Raw genomic sequence first — 16,891 nt, forward strand, 5'->3', positions numbered from 1 at the left:
CGATGGACGCAACGTTATGCGTCCACGTCACCGAATTGCGTTCCCGCGCCGGCATCTGGCTTGCTCCAGTCGCGCTTGACGCCCAGTTGCAGCACGATGTTCTTCGCAACATAGAGCGAAGAATAGGTGCCGACGACAATCCCGAACGTAATTGCAAACACGAACCCGCGGATCACGTCCCCGCCCAGAACCAGCAGCGCGATCAGCGCCAAAAGCGTGGTGCCACTGGTCATCAAGGTCCGCGCCAGAGTTTCGTTCACACTCAGGTTCATCACGTCAACCAGTGGCTTGGTCTTGAACTTGCGCAGGTTCTCGCGCAGCCGGTCAAAGATCACCACGGTGTCGTTGATCGAATAGCCGATAATCGTCAAAAGCGCGGCGATCGTGGCCAGATCGAACCGGATCTGAAGCACCGCAAAGATACCAATGGCCAGAATGACATCGTGGAACAATGCGGCGACAGCCCCAATCGCGAACTGCCATTCAAAGCGCAACCAGATGTAGAACATGATCAGCACCATGGCGACCGCAACAGCGATCACCGCGCTTTTGACCAATTCGCCAGACACCTTCGGACCCACGGATTCCACCGAGGCAAATTGCAACTCGGGGTCCAGCGCCAGAAGAGCCGTGCGCACGTCTTCGATGGTTTCGGCGGTAACGCTCTCCACGCCTTCTTGGGCTTGCAGACGGATCATGGCGACGTTTTTGTCATCGCCAAAACTGGGGTCAAAGACTTCGGTAATCCGAACATCGCCCAAACCCAGCGGATCAATCGCCGCCCGGTAGGCCCCAACATCCACAGCCTGCGTGCTTTCACTGCGGATCGTCGTGCCACCCGAAAAGTCGATGCCGAAATTCAGCCCCATAACCATCCATGCCACCAACGACAGAATGACAGCGACTATGGAAATGCCAGACGTGATCTTCCGATAGCGAAAGAAGTCATAGGCGGTGTCTTGCGGGACTAGGCGCAGGCGCATCTGTCAGACCTCAATGCTTTTGGGGCGGGCGCGGTCAAACCACGTCACCATGATAAGCCGCGTTACGAAAATCGCGGTAAAGACCGATGTCAGAATACCCATCCCCAGCGTGACCGCAAAGCCCCGCACCGGGCCAGAGCCCATGGTGAACAAGATCGCCGCCACAAGAAACGTGGTGACGTTGGCATCCAGAATGGCCGACAAAGCCCGCTCATAGCCTTGCTCGATGGCACGGGCCGGGCCGCGCGCGCGGCGCAACTCTTCGCGGATACGCTCGAACACCAGCACGTTGGCATCCACCGCCATACCAATGGTCAGAACAATCCCGGCGATGCCCGGCAAGGTCAGGGTGGCGCCAATCAACGACAGCAGCCCGAACATCAGACCCACGTTCAGGATCAGCGCGATATTTGCGAACAGACCAAACAAGCCATAGCTGAGCCACATGAACACCAGCACGGCAGCAAAGGCCACGACACAGGCAATCGCGCCTGCTTCAATGCTGTCTTGCCCCAGTTCCGGCCCGATAGTCCGTTCTTCCAGGAACGTCATCTCGGCCGGCAAGGCCCCGGCGCGCAGCAAGACCGCAAGCTGGGTGCTGTCCTCGACCGTGAAATTGCCGGTGATGATGCCGGACCCGCCCGGAATATGGCTTTGAATGGTCGGCGCGCTGATCACTTCCTCGTCCAGCACAATCGCAAACGGGCTGCCGATATTGTCCGCAGTGTAATCGCCGAACTTGCGCGCCCCCGTCGGATTGAACCGGAAATTCACCGCCGGGCGACCGTTCTGGTCAAAGGCCGGCTGTGCATCGGTCAACTCTTCGCCCGACACAACCACACGGTCTTCGATGATATAAAATACGCCCTGCTCGTCCAGCGACGGCAGCACGACATTGCCAACCCCGGCAGACGCAGTGCCATCAGCCGTCCGCCCAACCACCGGCTGAAAGGTCAGCCGCGCCGTCGTCCCGATCAGCGCCTTCAACTCGGCCGCCGACCCGATGCCCGGCACCTGAATCAGAATACGCGTGTCGCCCTGCCGCTGGATCGTCGGCTCGCGCGTGCCAACCTCGTCCACACGGCGGCGAATAATCTCAAGGCTCTGCTGGATCGTGCGCCGGTCCGTCGCCTGCTTCTCGGCGTCCGACAGGGTGACGATCAACACATCGCCCTCGCCGCGCACATCGATGTCAGACGCGCCAACCCCGGTCAGCGACACAATCGGCCGCGCCAGATCACGCACGACATCAATCGCGCGCGCCATGCCCGCCGCCTCGCCGATCCGCACATGCAACTCGCCCGCCACAGCATCAAGCCGCCGCACCGGACCAACCGTCTCCCGCTCCGCCCGCAACGCGTTGCGCACATCGGGCCATAAACCGCGCATACGGTCAGCATACACATCGGCAACCTGCACTTCGGCCAGCAAATGCGCCCCGCCCCGCAGATCAAGCCCAAGGTTCACCAAACCGGACGGAAGGAACGACGGCCACCCGGCCAGCTCCGCCTCCAACTCCGGCGTCGAAAGCCCGCTTTGCTCCATCAGCTTGGCAGCGTCATTGTGACCCTCAACCCGAGAGTAAAACACGTTCGGCAGCGCCAGCAGGACCCCGCAGGCGACAAGCGCCCAGATCACCACCCGCTTCCATGTGGGAATGTGCAGCATGCGCCCTCCAAGGCGAGCAACGGGGCAAAACCGCCCCCGTCAAAGCCCCCCACACCATGGGGGGCCGAACAGATTACTTCGCCGGTTCAGTCTTGCTCAGAACCTGCGCGATGGTGCTCTGAACCACCCGAACCTTGACGTTCTCGGCCAACTCGACCTCAAGCTCGCCATCCTCTTTGACCTTCACAACCTTGCCGATCAAACCGCCCTGCGTGATCACCTGATCGCCACGGCGCAGCGCCTCAACCATCTTCGCGTGCTCCTTGACCTTCTTCTGCTGCGGACGGATCAGCAGGAAATACATGATCGCGAAAATCAGGATCAGCGGAACAAAGCTGGAAATCGCACTCATCGGGTCAGCGGCCTGGGCAAAGGCAGGCGCGGCAAACGCGGTAACGGCAGCAGCAAAAGCAGCGGTGGAAAGCATCATGTATCCTCATCTGGCGCGACCCTACGGCCCCGCATGGGTGTCAGTGGCAAATTTGCGCGGACCCTAAGCGCCCGCACGGGTGAAGGCAAGCAGACCCCGCCGACATCCCAAGGACACATAGGCACAGGCTTGAGAGCTTGCCACCACCCCGCTAAGCTTCTCGCAACTTAAAGCATATCTAAGGCAACAATTTTGGATCAATTCATCACGTGGGACGCTGGCGGCACGACGATTCATGTCCCGGCTATTCCAAATGGCATCGGCCTCGTCGTGACCCTTTTCGGCTTTGGGGCTGGCCTCGCGCTTCTGCTGTGGGTCCTTCGGAACTGGGAAAAACGCCGCGCCGTCGGTCTCGCCATCTCCAATTGGGCCAACCTCGCCAAGCGCTTTTTCACCACCAAGTATCTGTGGCTCGTCTTGCCGCTCGCCGCCACCGCGATCGTCTGGGCGCTGGCAAACTACGTCTGGCAACTGCCGGGCATCCTCCACGATGTACTGGCGCGCTTGGGGGCACTCCTAAAGACCAACACCACCACCACGCACGAAGCCACCAACACCAGCATCCGCAATCTGGGCTACACCTTCGCCGCCCTCGCCGGCGCACTCGCCATCTTCGCCACGATTCCCTTTCAACTCATCAAGGTCTGGGTCAACGAACGCAGCACCCGAACCGCCGAAGAAAACCTCACCACCAACCTGATCAATCAGGCCGTCGCGAACCTCGGGGCGCAAAAAGAGGTCAACAGACTGTGCCGCACCGTCACTTACACTAAGGACGGCAAACCAAAGGCCATGTTTCAATGGTACGATGAACCGCACGAACTTCCGGATGCAGACACGGACGAAAACGGCCACCTTCAACGCAAAACCGAAATATGGCGACATGTTACTGTCAACTTGCCCAACTTAGTTGTGAGGTACGGAGCGCTGGCGTCCCTTCAACGAATAGCCGATGACAGCGACCGATATAGCCACACAGTTACCAAACTACTGTCCGACTATATCCGCACAACAGCCAACGAAACGTTCGACGAAGCGCGCCCACGCAATGACAAAGAAAAAGAAATCTTGAAGCCTCGTGCTGACTTCGATTCCGCGCTGGCTGTGCTGGCTCAACTACCAAAAACGCAAAAAACCAAAGCTCCCGCCCCACAATTCCGAACAGATTTAAGCCGAATAAATCTCCAACGTTGCGATCTGGCTGGATACGATTTCTCTCACATGAACCTCGACTTCGCCCAGTTTCAAAACGCGAGACTATTCGAGACGAAATTTTCCGGAGCGAGTCTGAAACATGCCAATTTCGCTGGTGCAACTCTCATGCTCGCAGTTTTGGATCACGCAGATTTATCCTCGGCCAAACTAGAAAGGGCAGATCTTGCCAATTCAAGCCTCATTGGTGCGACCTTCACCAAAGCATCATTCAGTAGAAAAGCGGCGCTATTCAACTCAAACATGCGCGACATAGATTTGCGAGGCGCCTCTCTCATCAAAGCAAAATTAAATAATTCAAACCTTCAGCGCGCTAAACTCCAGCACGCACGACTGGACAAAGCCGAACTTAACCACGCCGACTTGCGTAATGCGATCCTCACTGACGCCAGCCTAGAACAAGCCGAACTCAAAAGAACTTGGATTGACGGTGCTGATTTCTCTGGTTCAAATCTATTCGAAGTTGAATTTGAGTGGAAGAAAAACAGCTTTTCACCAAAGTCTTTGCGCGGCGCGGGTCTGGCTAGCGTTGATCTTTCCCATCCTTTCCAATGCGGCAAAGTGAAAGATTTGGGGGCCCTGCTATCGCAATCATTCGGCGATGCCTCGGTAAAGTTGCCCGAAGGTCTAAAAGCAGGGCAACCACCGCTTGAACACTGGTCCACTCAAAATCTCGATTTGAATGATTTCAAAAACGCTTGGCGCAGGCATCAGAGCGACATTGGGTACATACCAAGTAGCCGCGTGCCAATCTAGCTATCACTCCAACTCATTGAACCGCAAACAATACCGACGTGATACCGACGCAATACCGACGTCAGACCGACGCGGCTTTTCGGCCCTTGGCCCTTACCCGGAATTCGGCCATAACGCGGGCCAGATGACCAACGGGGGCTTCCATGCACGACATCCGCCAGATCCGCGAAAATCCAGCCGCATTTGACACCGCCATGTCTCGGCGCGGGATGGAAAACGTGTCAGATCAAGTGCTTGACCTCGACAACACACGCCGGGCCAAGATCGCCGCCGCCGAAACCGCGCTGGCAGATCGCAACGCCGCCTCCAAACAGGTCGGCGCGGCCAAAGCCGCCGGAAATGACGAAGAATTTCAACGCCTTAGAAGCCTCGTCGCCGCCAAGAAAGAAGAAATCGCAGCTTTGGAATCCGAAGCCAAAGCAGCCGACGCAGAACTGCGTAACCTGTTGATGACGTTGCCAAATATCATGGCCGACGACATTCCAGAAGGCCCCGACGAGTCCGCCAATGTCGAACTGCGCCGCTCCGGCACCCCGCGCGATTTGGACTTTGAACCAAAAGAACACTTTGAAATCAAGGGCGTGGTTCCCGGAATGGACTTTGAAACCGCCGCCAAACTCTCTGGCTCGCGCTTCGTCGTCCTGTCCGGTGCCATTGCCCGTATCCACCGCGCGCTGGCCCAGTTCATGCTGGATACTCACGTTGATATCAATGGCTTAACCGAAACATGGACCCCGGTTCTTGTGCTCGAAGACATGCTCTTGGGCACCGGCCAGTTGCCCAAATTCGGCGAAGACAGCTATCAGACCCGCGAAGGCTGGTGGCTCGTCCCAACGGCAGAGGTCACCTTAACAAACATTGTCAACGGATTGATAGTAGAAGAAAATTATCTTCCCCGCCGCTATGTCGCGCACACCCAATGCTTCCGTTCCGAAGCAGGCAGCGCAGGCCGCGACACCGCCGGGATGCTCCGTCAGCACCAGTTTGAAAAAGTCGAAATGGTGTCGATTGTCCATCCCGATCAATCAGTTAGCGAACATGAACGCATGACCGGGCTTGCCGAAGACATCCTCACCCGCCTTGGGTTGCCCTTTCGCACCGTCCTTCTGTGTTCCGGCGATACCGGCTTCGGTGCCGTGCGGACCCACGACATCGAAGTCTGGCTCCCCGGTCAGAACACCTATCGCGAAATCAGCTCCGTCTCCAACTGCGGCGCCTTCCAGGGCCGTCGCATGAACGCCCGCTTCCGCCCTGAAGGTGGCGGAAAACCTGATTTTGTTCATACGCTTAACGGCTCCGGCCTCGCCGTCGGTCGTACCTTGATCGCTGTGCTGGAAAACGGTCAACAAGCCGATGGCTCCGTCGACTTGCCCCAGGTTCTGCACCGGTATCTGGGTGGAAAGACCCGCCTTGACGCGGACGGCACCCTCGCCTAAGCCCGGACGAAAGCGGCGCGGCCTACCAAGGCCGCGCCGTTTCAAAAGATCAGTCCGGTCGACGCCCCGACAAATGCTTGCGCAACTTTGAGGGGCCGGACTTTTTCTTGTCTTTGTATGGGTTCTTGTCCGCCTGGCTTCGGAAGGTCAGCCGGATCGGCGTGCCGGGCATGTCAAAATCTGCCCGTAACCCGTTGACCAGATACCGTTTATAGCTGTCCGAAAGCTTATCCGGCGCAGAGCACATCACAACGAAACCCGGCGGGCGCGTCTTCACCTGTGTCATATACCGAAGCTTGATCCGGCGGCCAGCGGGCGCGGGCGGCGGGTGCGCCTCGACCATTCCGGACAACCACATGTTCAGTTTCGCCGTTGTTACGCGGCGGTTCCAAACGTCGTGCGCCTTCATCACCGCAGCTTGCAAACGATCGAGCCCTCTGCCCGTTTTTGCCGACACAGTCACCAAAGGTGCACCCGCCAGTTGGGGAAGCAGCCGCTCAAACGACTCCTTCAAACCGACCAGACGCGCCTGACGGTCTTCTTCCAGATCCCATTTGTTGACAGCGACAACCACCGCGCGGCCTTCGCGCTCTGCCAAATCGGCTATCCTAAGATCCTGTTGTTCAAAAGGAATTGCCGAATCGAGCAAGACAACGACGACTTCTGCGAACCGCACAGCGCGCAGCCCGTCAGACACAGACAGCTTTTCCAGCTTATCCTGCACTTTGGCTTTCTTGCGCATCCCGGCCGTGTCGAACAAGCGGACCGGGCGGCCATCCCAATCCATTGTGACCGAAATACTGTCGCGCGTGATGCCCGCTTCTGGCCCCGTCAAAAGACGATCCTCGCCCAGAAATTTGTTGATCAGCGTCGATTTTCCCGCGTTCGGACGACCAACAATGGCGATCTGAAGTGGTTTGTCGGGTGCGTGATCTGTGACCTCGCCATCTTCAACTGTGAGGTCGGTTGCTGGAGCGTCACGGCGGGCGCGTTCTTCGAATTCTTCCGAAACCGGGCGCAGCACAGACATAAGATCGCTCATGCCTTCACCGTGTTCCGCAGAAATTCGAAGCGGCTCGCCAAGGCCCAACCCATAGGCTTCCAAAACACCGCTTTCGCCAGCGGCACCTTCGGCCTTGTTGGCGGCAAGGATTACACGGGGGGCGCGGCGGCGTAGGATGTCGGCAAACACCTCATCGGTGGGGGTGATCCCGGTGCGGGCATCGACCACGAAAAGGCAGACATCCGCCATGTCGACCGCGCGCTCCGTCAAGCGACGCATGCGCCCTTGCAGGCTGTCATCGGTGACATCCTCAAGCCCGGCGGTGTCAATGACGGTAAATCGAAGATCGGCCAGCTTGGCCTCACCTTCGCGCAGGTCACGGGTCACGCCGGGCTGGTCATCAACAAGCGCGAGGCGTCGCCCGACAAGGCGATTGAACAAGGTAGATTTGCCGACATTCGGGCGGCCGACGATAGCGAGGGTGAACATGTGCGTCCTATGAACAGGTCAGAACGCAGCCCTTACACCAAGCTTGCGCTATCTGAAAGCGTGCAAAATGCCGTTTTCGGTCACAACGAACAATGTGCCCCCCGCAACAACCGGGTTTGCGACAGCCGGCGAGCCCAGATCCGTGTTGCGCAGCAAGGCGCCGCTGGTGGGATTGAATTCGCGCAGAAACCCATCAGAGGACACAACAATCAGTCTTCCCCCGGCAAGGACCGGCCCATAATGGGCGAACACACCGCGACGGCGGCGGACTTTCTCTGTCACATAGAGCGGAAGGGTTCCAGACCAGATCGTGCTGCCATCGCTTGCGGAGAGTCGCGCCAGATCGCGCTGGTCCGTGATCATGAAAAGCGACCCGCCTGCGGGCCATACCACATTTGCGGCGCCTTCATTCGCTGTCCAAAGACGTTCTCCTGTCGCCATGTCAATCGCCGCAAGACGCCCGGTTGGTGTCCCGATATAGGCCGTGTCGCCATCGATGACCGGATCGCCGGTGATATCGGTGATGCGGGCATACGCGCGCCCAACCCGTTCGCCAGTGACCACGGTTGACCACAGCCGCATTCCGCCAAGGCGCAGCGCGGCAATCACGTCACCAGAGCCAAATGGCAACAACACGGTTCGTCCTGATACGGCGGGCGATGCCCCATCAGCGGTGAAGGATGTCGCGTCCCCTGCGCTGAGCCGCCAAAGGATTCGCCCCGTATCGGTATCAAGCGCCAGAGCCTCGCCACCGCGCGTGGTGACATAGACCAGCTTATCGGCCACGGTTGCGGCTGAATTCGGCACGGCATCTAGAATCTGCGTCCAAACTTCAGCCCCGGACGTGGCATCCAGAACATGCAAACGCCCATAGCCGGTGGTCACATACAGTCTGTTGCCTTGGATCGACAGCCCGCCACCTGCGGCTTCGCCGGGGCGCTCGCCGGACGGCGTCAGATCGCGGCTCCACAGAACAGCGCCGCTCACCGATGTTGCTTGTACTTCGCTGAATGCGCTCAACGTAAAGACCCGCCCGCCAGAGACGACCGGATCAGCAGAGGGGCGTACACGGCGAGAAGCCGCCTGCCCGATCTGCGCTGTCCAGACTTGCGTCAGGGTCGCCCCTAAAGATGGATGGCGAATTTGGTGGGTCGCAGAGCCGCCGATATGGGTCCAGTCGCTATTGGTGCGCGCGGCTGGCAGTGACAAGCGTGCAGGCTCGCCGGTTACGACATAACCACGGGCAGCGATCGTCGTCGGTGGCTGAGGTAGCGGTTCTGTAGGAAGCGCCTCTTCTGGATCGAACGCTTCTGAGGCTTCCGCAATATCACGAGGATCGAATCGTTGGCCCGGCAGAATTTCTTCTGGTGGCGAGCATGATGCCAGCAAGAGCGCCGAGCCAATAATCAGCCCGAACCAGAGGCGCATGGAAGGCAGTGTCACGTTATGCGCCTTCCAGATCACCGCCAAGAACGATGAAGACTTGCTGTGCACGTACTCTTTGCGCGGGCGAGGCTTCAGCATCTGTCATAATTGGGCGCAACAAATCCAAGGCTTTGTCCGTATCACCATTATCCATATGAAGCAGTGCCAGTTGTTCCATTGCCAACAAACGGAACGGCGCGCCGGGCTGCGTCATCGGTTCCAGACGCGAGATTTTCTCGTCACTGAACATTGGATAGTCGCGCAACATAATCAGTTTGAGCAACGCCAGCTGCTGATAGACCATTGGCAGATCTGAGTCTTCTGCCAATGTCTTGAGGATTTCGCCGCTGCGGGCCACATCTGCTTGGGCCAATTCTGATGCCGCGAGCATTTGAACCAACGCGCCCGCGATCCCATCTGCGTCGATGTCGGACAGGGCTGCTGCGCGACTTGCCGCCGTGCCGCTGTCCAGTGCTGCAAAAATCTGGTCGCCCTTTGCCTGCGCGGCTGCACGCGTTTGGGCTTTTTGCCATTCCAGAAATCCTGCGCCGCCCACGACAAGCGCCAGCACCAGTGCAACCATCCAGCCATACCGCCGCGCAAGAGCGTACAGGCGGTCGCGGCGGACCTCTTCGGTGACTTCGTCGATGAAACTGTCGGTCTGGCTCACGCGTTCACTCCCGGCTCAGGTCGGGCGTACATAGCCCGGTCGGACCGGTGTTGCCAAGGGTCGCCAGACGATTTCCCACTTCGCACCTGCAGCGCTCTTTGCTTGAACGTAAGGTAAAAAAGTGATTGAACTGAACCCACCGGTTTAGTGCGTTTGTAGCAGCCCCAAAAGGGCTCGGCGTGCTGACGTATCAAACAAGGTCTGGTTATGCGATTTCTTTCGGTTTTGACGGCCATCTTGGTCTCCGTAGTGCTTTACGCCGTGGTCTTCGAACGTGATCGGTTGATGGAGTTTGCAGGGGCCACCCCGAACGACCCAATGGCTGCGCCAGACGAAACCGTGACCACCCCACAACCAGCGCAAGCATCGACGGACACAAGCGAAACAGCTGATGTCGCCGAGGAGGCTCGACGCGTGGCGGTCGTTTTTCAGCAAAGCGTGGCGAGTCAGGTGGATACTGCTGTGACCCTGCGCGGACAGACGGAAGCCGTGCGCCATGTGGACGTGCAATCCGAAACTTCCGGCCGCGTAATTTCAGAGCCGCTGCGCAAAGGCGCTTTCGTCACAGCGGGCGACACACTGTGCCAGATCGACCCCGGAATACGCCAAGCCCAACTAGACGAAGCCGAGGCCAGTCTGGCCGAAGCCCAGATATCAGACACCGCTGCGTCTCGGCTGGCAGAGGGTGGTTTTGCTTCGGAAACCCGCGCTGTCGGCGCAAAGGCCACACTACAAAGCGCCCGCGCCGCAGTTCAGGCCGCGAAGACGGAGCTTGGCCGTCTTGTGATCGCGGCCCCTTTCGATGGTGTGCTAGACACGGACACCGCGGAATTGGGCAGCCTGATGCAACCAGGTGCACATTGCGCCACGATCCTCCAACTCAACCCGATCAAAATCGTCGCCTATGTTCCAGAAACGTTGGTCGATTCAGTGCAGCTTGGTGCAGGGGCTCAGGCGCGGCTTTCTTCAGGCCGGGATGTGCAAGGCAAGGTCACATTTCTGTCCCGCTCCGCCGATCAGGCAACCCGCACGTTCCGTGTGGAAATTACGGCAGCCAATGACGGTCTGACAATCCGCGATGGTCAATCTGCAGAAGTGGCCATTGCGGCCGAAGGCGTTGCAGCGCATCGTATACCGGCCTCGGCATTGACACTGGATGATCAGGGAAACATGGGCCTGCGCACCGTCGATGACACAGACACAGTGCAGTTTTTTCCGGTCCGGGTCTTGCGCGACACCTCTGACGGGGTGATCGTCACCGGCTTGCCAGACAGCGTGCGTATCATCACCACGGGACAGGAGTTCGTGATGCAGGGCGTCAAGGTGCGCGCTGTAGAAGCGGAGAACGCCACATGACAGGTATTGTCGATTGGGCCGCCTCGCGCGCACGGATGATCCTTGCGTTTATCGCTTTGTCACTCATCGTCGGCGGCTATTGCTATGCCCTGCTGCCAAAAGAAGGCGAGCCGGACATCGAGATCCCTGCAATCTTCGTCTCGGTTCCGTTTCCGGGCATTTCGGCGGTAGATAGCGAAAGCCTTTTGGTCAAGCCGATGGAGACCGAGCTGTCGGATCTGGACGGGCTGAAAACCATGACGGCGACAGCTGCCGAGAACTATGCCGGTATCGGGCTCGAGTTCGAATTTGGTTGGGACAAGACCAAGATTTTGGCCGATATTCGCGCAGCCATGAACAAGGCGGAAGCCAAGTTCCCCAGCGGTGCAGAGCAGTATTCGATCAACGAAATCAACTTTTCCGAGTTTCCGATCATCATCGTCAGTTTGACCGGCGAAGTGCCAGAACGGACGTTGCTGCAATTGGCCAAGTCACTGCAGGACCGACTTGAGGGCCTTGAAGCGGTGCTGGAAGCCCCGCTTGCCGGGGAACGCGACGAGATGCTTGAGGTCATTATCGACCCTGTCCGTCTGGAAAGTTACGATATCACCGCGTCGGACCTGATCAACGCAGTCGTGAACAACAACCAGCTTATCGCAGCGGGTGAGTTGGAATTGGGCAACGGCGCGTTTGGTGTCAAAATTCCGTCCTCGTTCAACGACAGCCGCGATGTGTTCAACCTGCCAGTCAAGACCAATGGCGACCGGGTCGTTACCCTGTCGGACGTGGCTGAAATTCGTCTGACATTCGAAGATCGGGCGGGAACGGCACGGTTCAACGGAAGCAAGACGGTCGCGTTGCAGGTGGTAAAACGCAAGGGCTACAACCTGATCGACACTGCTGCGTTGGTGCGCAGTGAAGTGGACGCAGAGCGAGAATTGTGGCCGCAGGCTTTGCAAAACGCTGTCACCGTGACCGCGTCCAATGACCAATCCACCATCGTGGACAGCATGGTTCGCCAGTTGGAAGGGTCTGTTCTGACCGCTATTGCGTTGGTGATGATCGTGGTTCTGGCGTCATTGGGCGCACGCCCTGCCCTGCTTGTGGGCTTTGCCATACCGACATCGTTCCTGCTGTGTTTTGCGTTTCTCGCCATCATGGGGGTGACGATTTCCAACATCGTCATGTTCGGGCTTATCCTCGCCGTGGGCATGCTCGTAGATGGGGCAATTGTCGTGGTGGAGTATGCCGACCGGCGCATCGCAGAAGGGTCAGGCCCGATGCGTGCCTATGTCGAAGCCGCCAAACGCATGTTCTGGCCGATTGTCAGTTCCACCGCTACAACGTTGTGTGCGTTTCTGCCGATGCTGTTCTGGCCGGGTGTGCCGGGCCAGTTCATGGGGATGTTGCCTGTGACACTGATCTTTGTGTTGTCGGCTTCTCTGATCGTTGCGCTGATTTATCTGCCTGTCATGGGCGGCGTATCCGGGCGTCTTGCCCGAGCGTTCGAACAGGCCGCACAATCATTGACCGGATTGCCCTTGATCCTGCGGATCGCGTTGGTTCCCGTTTCCATGTACGTGCTCTTCCTCGGCGCAATGCAGGTCATCAATCCTGCTTATTTACTGGGCGAAGCGGCGCCGGCCGGGTTCGTGGGTGCCGTTCCGGGCATGGTGGTGTTCGTCTTGGGCGCCGCTGCAACCTCCATCGCGATGACAGCGGTCAAACCCGCCCGCAAGGCGCGCCGAATTCGTGCGGGCACCCGGCGCACACCATTTGGTTTGTTCATCAAAGCCATTGCGGGCAACCCGGTCATGCCGCTCGTCACAATCGGCGCCGTTATCTTTTTCGTGGTCTCAATTTTCGGGTACTTCGGGGCCAACAACAACGGCGTCGAATTCTTCGTCGAAAGCGAACCGGAACAGGCCATCGTATATGTCAGGGCCCGCGGCAATCTGTCGATCGCCGATAAAGATGCCTTGGTCCAACGGGTTGAAAAAGTGGTTCTGGCAACACAGGGCGTTTCAAATGCCTTCGCGTTTGCAGGCGAAGGCGGGTTGAATTCCAATACCGGCGGTGGCGAAGGGCCGGGCGACTCAATCGGGCAAGTGCAGTTCGAGATGATCCCTTGGGCCGACCGCCCCCGGGTCGATGCCGAAGGCAGTTTTTTGAAAAGGCTGTTCCTGCGCGCCGAAGTTGACCCGTTTTATGACGGCAATGCGGTCATTGAACGTATGCAGGCCGAGCTTGATCAGATTCCGGGGATTTATAGCGAAATCACCGATCTTGCCCAAGGCCCCGCCCAAGGCAAACCCGTGCACCTGCGACTGACTGGACAGCAATGGGAAGATCTGTCCGCCGCTGCACTGATCGCACGCAGCAAGTTCGAAGAAACCGATGGGCTGTTCGCCATCGAGGATTCTCTGCCCCTGCCCGGCATCGATTGGGAAATCAATGTCGATGTAGAAGAAGCTGGCCGGTTTGGGGCCGATGTCGCAACTGTTGGCGCGATGGTGCAACTTGTCACACGCGGGATATTCCTCGACACGATGCGCGTCGACAGTTCGGACGAAGAAATAGACATTCGCGTCCGTCTTCCTGAAGAGCAGCGCCTGTTGTCCACACTTGATACGTTGCGCGTGCGCACGATGGACGGCCTTGTCCCACTGGCAAACTTCATTTCAATACAACCCGTGCGCAAGCTTGCCGAAATTAACCGGATCGATCAGAAGCGGTATTTTGACGTCAAAGCAGATGTGCACTCCGGTCTTACCACGCCATCCGGCGCACCGATCAATGCCAATGAACGCATCGCGCTGCTGACGGAATGGTTGAACACCGAACAGCCGTTTCCCGCCGGGATCGATTGGGAATGGACAGGTGACCAAGAAGAGCAAGCCGAAAGCCAAGCGTTTCTCGGGAACGCGTTCTTGGGGGCGCTTGGGCTGATGTTCATCATCCTTTTAGCGCAGTTCAACAGTTTCTATAACGCCACGCTAGTCTTGCTTGCTGTGATCCTGTCCACCACTGGCGTTCTGATCGGGATGCTGGTCATGGGGCAGCCATTTTCGATCATCATGACTGGCACGGGGATCGTCGCACTTGCCGGAATTGTGGTGAACAACAACATTGTTCTGATCGACACCTATCAGGAATACAGCCGCTATATGCCTCGGATCGAAGCGATCGTGCGCACGGCGGAAACGCGTATTCGCCCGGTGTTGTTAACCACACTGACCACGATGGCAGGGCTTACGCCCATGATGTTCGGCCTTAGCCTTGACTTCATCAATGGCGGCGCGACGCTGAACAGCCCCACGGCCTTGTGGTGGATTCAGTTGGCCACGGCGGTTGTGTTCGGGCTTGGTATCGCAACGCTTCTGACCTTGGTGTTCACGCCCGCGATGCTGGCGCTGCGGGTTTGGGCGTCGGTATATGTTCTGGCCCTTGGCAGGCTGCTTGGGCGGATCACCGGCGGCCGCACCAGCCGAGCTGCCCAAGACTGGGTATTACAGCGGCAAGCCCGCAAACTGCGCGCCCCTGAGATTATTTGGGATGTGGATATAGATCCGGTCAGCGGTGGCAGCAGACAAGGCCAGCCCCCTTTAAAGGCAGCAGAGTAAACCCAATGACGTCAGGCGGCTTCGCGCGCCTGACGGTTCCAAAGCCGTGCGTACTGCCCATCCAATGCAAGCAACTTGTCATGGTTTCCACGCTCAATCACTTGACCATCTTCCATGACAAGAATTGTGTCGGCCTCTACAACTGTGGACAGGCGATGCGCGATGGTAATCACGGTCCGTCCCGTGCTCATGGCACGAAGGCTGTCTTGGATATCCCGCTCTGTCTGGGTGTCGAGTGCGCTTGTTGCTTCATCAAGCAGGACAATGGGTGGGTTCTTGAGTAATGTTCTGGCAATGCCGACGCGCTGCTTCTCTCCGCCGGACAGTTTTAGCCCGCGCTCGCCCACCTGAGTCTCGTACCCTTCGGGAAGGGACGCGATAAAATCGTGCAACCTTGCCGCACGCGCCGCCTCTTCGATTTCAGCGCGCGTGGCCCCGTCGCGGCCATAGGCAATGTTATAATAAAGCGTATCGTTGAACAGAACGGTGTCTTGCGGAACGATCCCGATGGCATCATGCAGACTGCTTTGTGTGATGTCGCGCAGGTCTTGGCCATCAATTGTCACTGCCCCGGCCGAGACGTCATAAAACCGAAACAGCAGTCGCCCGATGGTCGATTTTCCCGCACCAGAAGCGCCGACAAGCGCCACGGTATGCCCCGGTGGCACGTCAAAGCTTATCCCCTTAAGGATTGGTCGCGCCGCATCATAGCCAAACTCGACATTATCAAACCGAACTCGCCCATCGGTGATGCGCAGCGCAGGCGCACCGGGTTTGTCCGACACTTCGGGCGGCTGATCCAATAGCGCGAACATCTCGCCCATGTCGATCAAGCTTTGCCGAATTTCCCGGTACACCATCCCAAGCATGTTCAGAGGTATGGTAATCTGGATCATGTAGGCGTTGACCATAACAAAGTCGCCAACAGTCAACTCGCCGCGGCTAACGCCAAACGCCGCCATGACCATCACGCCGATCAAGCCCGCTGAAATGAGCAGGGACTGCCCGAAATTCAGGAACGCCAGGGAATAGGATGTGCGCAGCGCCGCATCCTCGTACCCAGCCATCGCGCTGTCGTATCGACGCGCTTCGCGGTCTTCAGCCCCGAAATATTTGACTGTTTCGAAGTTCAACAGGCTATCGATAGCCTTTTGGTTGGCGTCCGTATCCTGACGGTTCATTTCGCGCCGAATGCCGACACGCCATTCGGTCACCTTAAAGGTAAAGGCGACGTAAAATATAACCGTCACCAGCACGACGACCAAATACCAGATGTCGAACAGGGTCGCGAGAACGATACCCACCATCAACAACTCAAGCATCAACGGGCCAATGCTGAGCAGGATGAAGCGCAACAGGAACGACACGGCTTTCACGCCACGTTCCATGATCCGGCTCAACCCGCCTGTCTTGCGGGTGATGTGGTATCGCAATGACATGCGGTGAATATGGGTGAAAGTCTCGATCGCGACGGCACGCAGCGCACGTTGGCCCACGCGGGCAAAAATCACGTCGCGCAGTTGCTGAAATCCGACGTTTAGGACACGCGCAACACCATAGGCCACGGTCAGACCGACCGCTCCCATCGCCAGCATGAAGGGCGCATCGCCGCCACCTTCGCCTGCGAGCGAGTCCACCGCCGCCTTGTAGAAAAACGGTGTTCCGACCGCGACAATTTTCGCCACCACAAGCGCCAGAAGGGCAGCGACAACGCGCACACGGACCCATGGCGCATCGTCGGGCCAAAGATACGGCCCAACGCGCGCAATGATGCTGAACGCACCTGCCTCTTCCCCGTTCTGGGGCTTTATGCGGTCTTCGGGCGCGGTTGCGTCCGTGCTTGGTCTCATCGAGGGATCCG

The 16,891-nt window shown here is 58.3% G+C and carries 11 protein-coding genes; 4 read left to right on the forward strand and 7 right to left on the reverse strand.

Annotation, left to right across the window (positions count from 1 at the left end; all coding sequences use genetic code 11):
- Positions 1-14: 14 nt before the first annotated feature.
- The 3 genes from secF to yajC form a co-directional block, all read right to left on the reverse strand.
- Positions 15-983 (reverse strand): protein translocase subunit SecF, encoded by a 969-nt coding sequence (secF, locus tag E2L05_RS12875; RefSeq protein ID WP_133343312.1) that lies wholly within the window; start codon positions 981-983, stop codon positions 15-17.
- 3 nt (positions 984-986) lie between these two features.
- Positions 987-2,651 (reverse strand): protein translocase subunit SecD, encoded by a 1,665-nt coding sequence (gene secD / locus E2L05_RS12880; RefSeq protein WP_133343313.1) that lies wholly within the window; start codon positions 2,649-2,651, stop codon positions 987-989.
- 73 nt (positions 2,652-2,724) lie between these two features.
- Entirely contained in the window at positions 2,725-3,003 is a 279-nt protein-coding gene (gene yajC / locus E2L05_RS12885; protein WP_133343339.1) for a preprotein translocase subunit YajC, read from the reverse strand.
- 270 nt (positions 3,004-3,273) lie between these two features.
- Here yajC and E2L05_RS12890 point away from each other — a divergent pair, with 270 nt between their 5' ends.
- Both E2L05_RS12890 and serS read left to right on the forward strand, forming a co-directional pair.
- The gene (locus E2L05_RS12890) at positions 3,274-5,049 is read left to right on the forward strand and encodes a pentapeptide repeat-containing protein (RefSeq protein WP_133343314.1); all 1,776 of its coding nucleotides are present in this window, start codon (positions 3,274-3,276) and stop codon (positions 5,047-5,049) included.
- A 143-nt stretch (positions 5,050-5,192) separates the two neighbouring features.
- Entirely contained in the window at positions 5,193-6,485 is a 1,293-nt protein-coding gene (gene serS / locus E2L05_RS12895; protein WP_133343315.1) for a serine--tRNA ligase, read from the forward strand.
- Between the two features lie 49 nt (positions 6,486-6,534).
- Here the strand turns inward: serS and der are convergent, their stop codons facing one another.
- From der to E2L05_RS12910, 3 genes are read right to left on the reverse strand one after another with little or no spacing between them, the layout of a single operon-like run.
- Complete coding sequence (gene der, locus E2L05_RS12900) at positions 6,535-7,977, reverse strand: ribosome biogenesis GTPase Der (protein WP_133343316.1); 1,443 nt, start codon at positions 7,975-7,977, stop codon at positions 6,535-6,537.
- Positions 7,978-8,025: 48 nt separating this feature from the next.
- Positions 8,026-9,420, reverse strand: a complete 1,395-nt coding sequence (locus E2L05_RS12905; protein ID WP_165971753.1) for an outer membrane protein assembly factor BamB family protein — start codon at positions 9,418-9,420, stop codon at positions 8,026-8,028.
- A 1-nt stretch (position 9,421) separates the two neighbouring features.
- Positions 9,422-10,072 (reverse strand): hypothetical protein, encoded by a 651-nt coding sequence (locus E2L05_RS12910; protein WP_133343318.1) that lies wholly within the window; start codon positions 10,070-10,072, stop codon positions 9,422-9,424.
- Positions 10,073-10,279: 207 nt separating this feature from the next.
- Between E2L05_RS12910 and E2L05_RS12915 the strand changes: the two genes are divergently transcribed.
- Together E2L05_RS12915 and E2L05_RS12920 are read left to right on the forward strand one after the other, a co-directional pair.
- Positions 10,280-11,428: an efflux RND transporter periplasmic adaptor subunit gene (locus E2L05_RS12915; RefSeq protein ID WP_133343319.1), complete on the forward strand. Its 1,149-nt coding sequence runs from the start codon at positions 10,280-10,282 to the stop codon at positions 11,426-11,428.
- The gene (locus E2L05_RS12920; protein ID WP_133343320.1) at positions 11,425-15,030 is read left to right on the forward strand and encodes an efflux RND transporter permease subunit; all 3,606 of its coding nucleotides are present in this window, start codon (positions 11,425-11,427) and stop codon (positions 15,028-15,030) included. Before E2L05_RS12915 ends, E2L05_RS12920 begins: the two co-directional genes overlap by 4 nt.
- An 11-nt stretch (positions 15,031-15,041) precedes the next feature.
- Here the strand turns inward: E2L05_RS12920 and E2L05_RS12925 are convergent, their stop codons facing one another.
- Positions 15,042-16,880, reverse strand: a complete 1,839-nt coding sequence (locus tag E2L05_RS12925; protein WP_133343321.1) for an ABCB family ABC transporter ATP-binding protein/permease — start codon at positions 16,878-16,880, stop codon at positions 15,042-15,044.
- Positions 16,881-16,891: the final 11 nt, after the last annotated feature.

It is taken from the genome of Meridianimarinicoccus aquatilis, assembly GCF_004358675.1.
Classification (GTDB): domain Bacteria; phylum Pseudomonadota; class Alphaproteobacteria; order Rhodobacterales; family Rhodobacteraceae; genus Meridianimarinicoccus; species Meridianimarinicoccus aquatilis.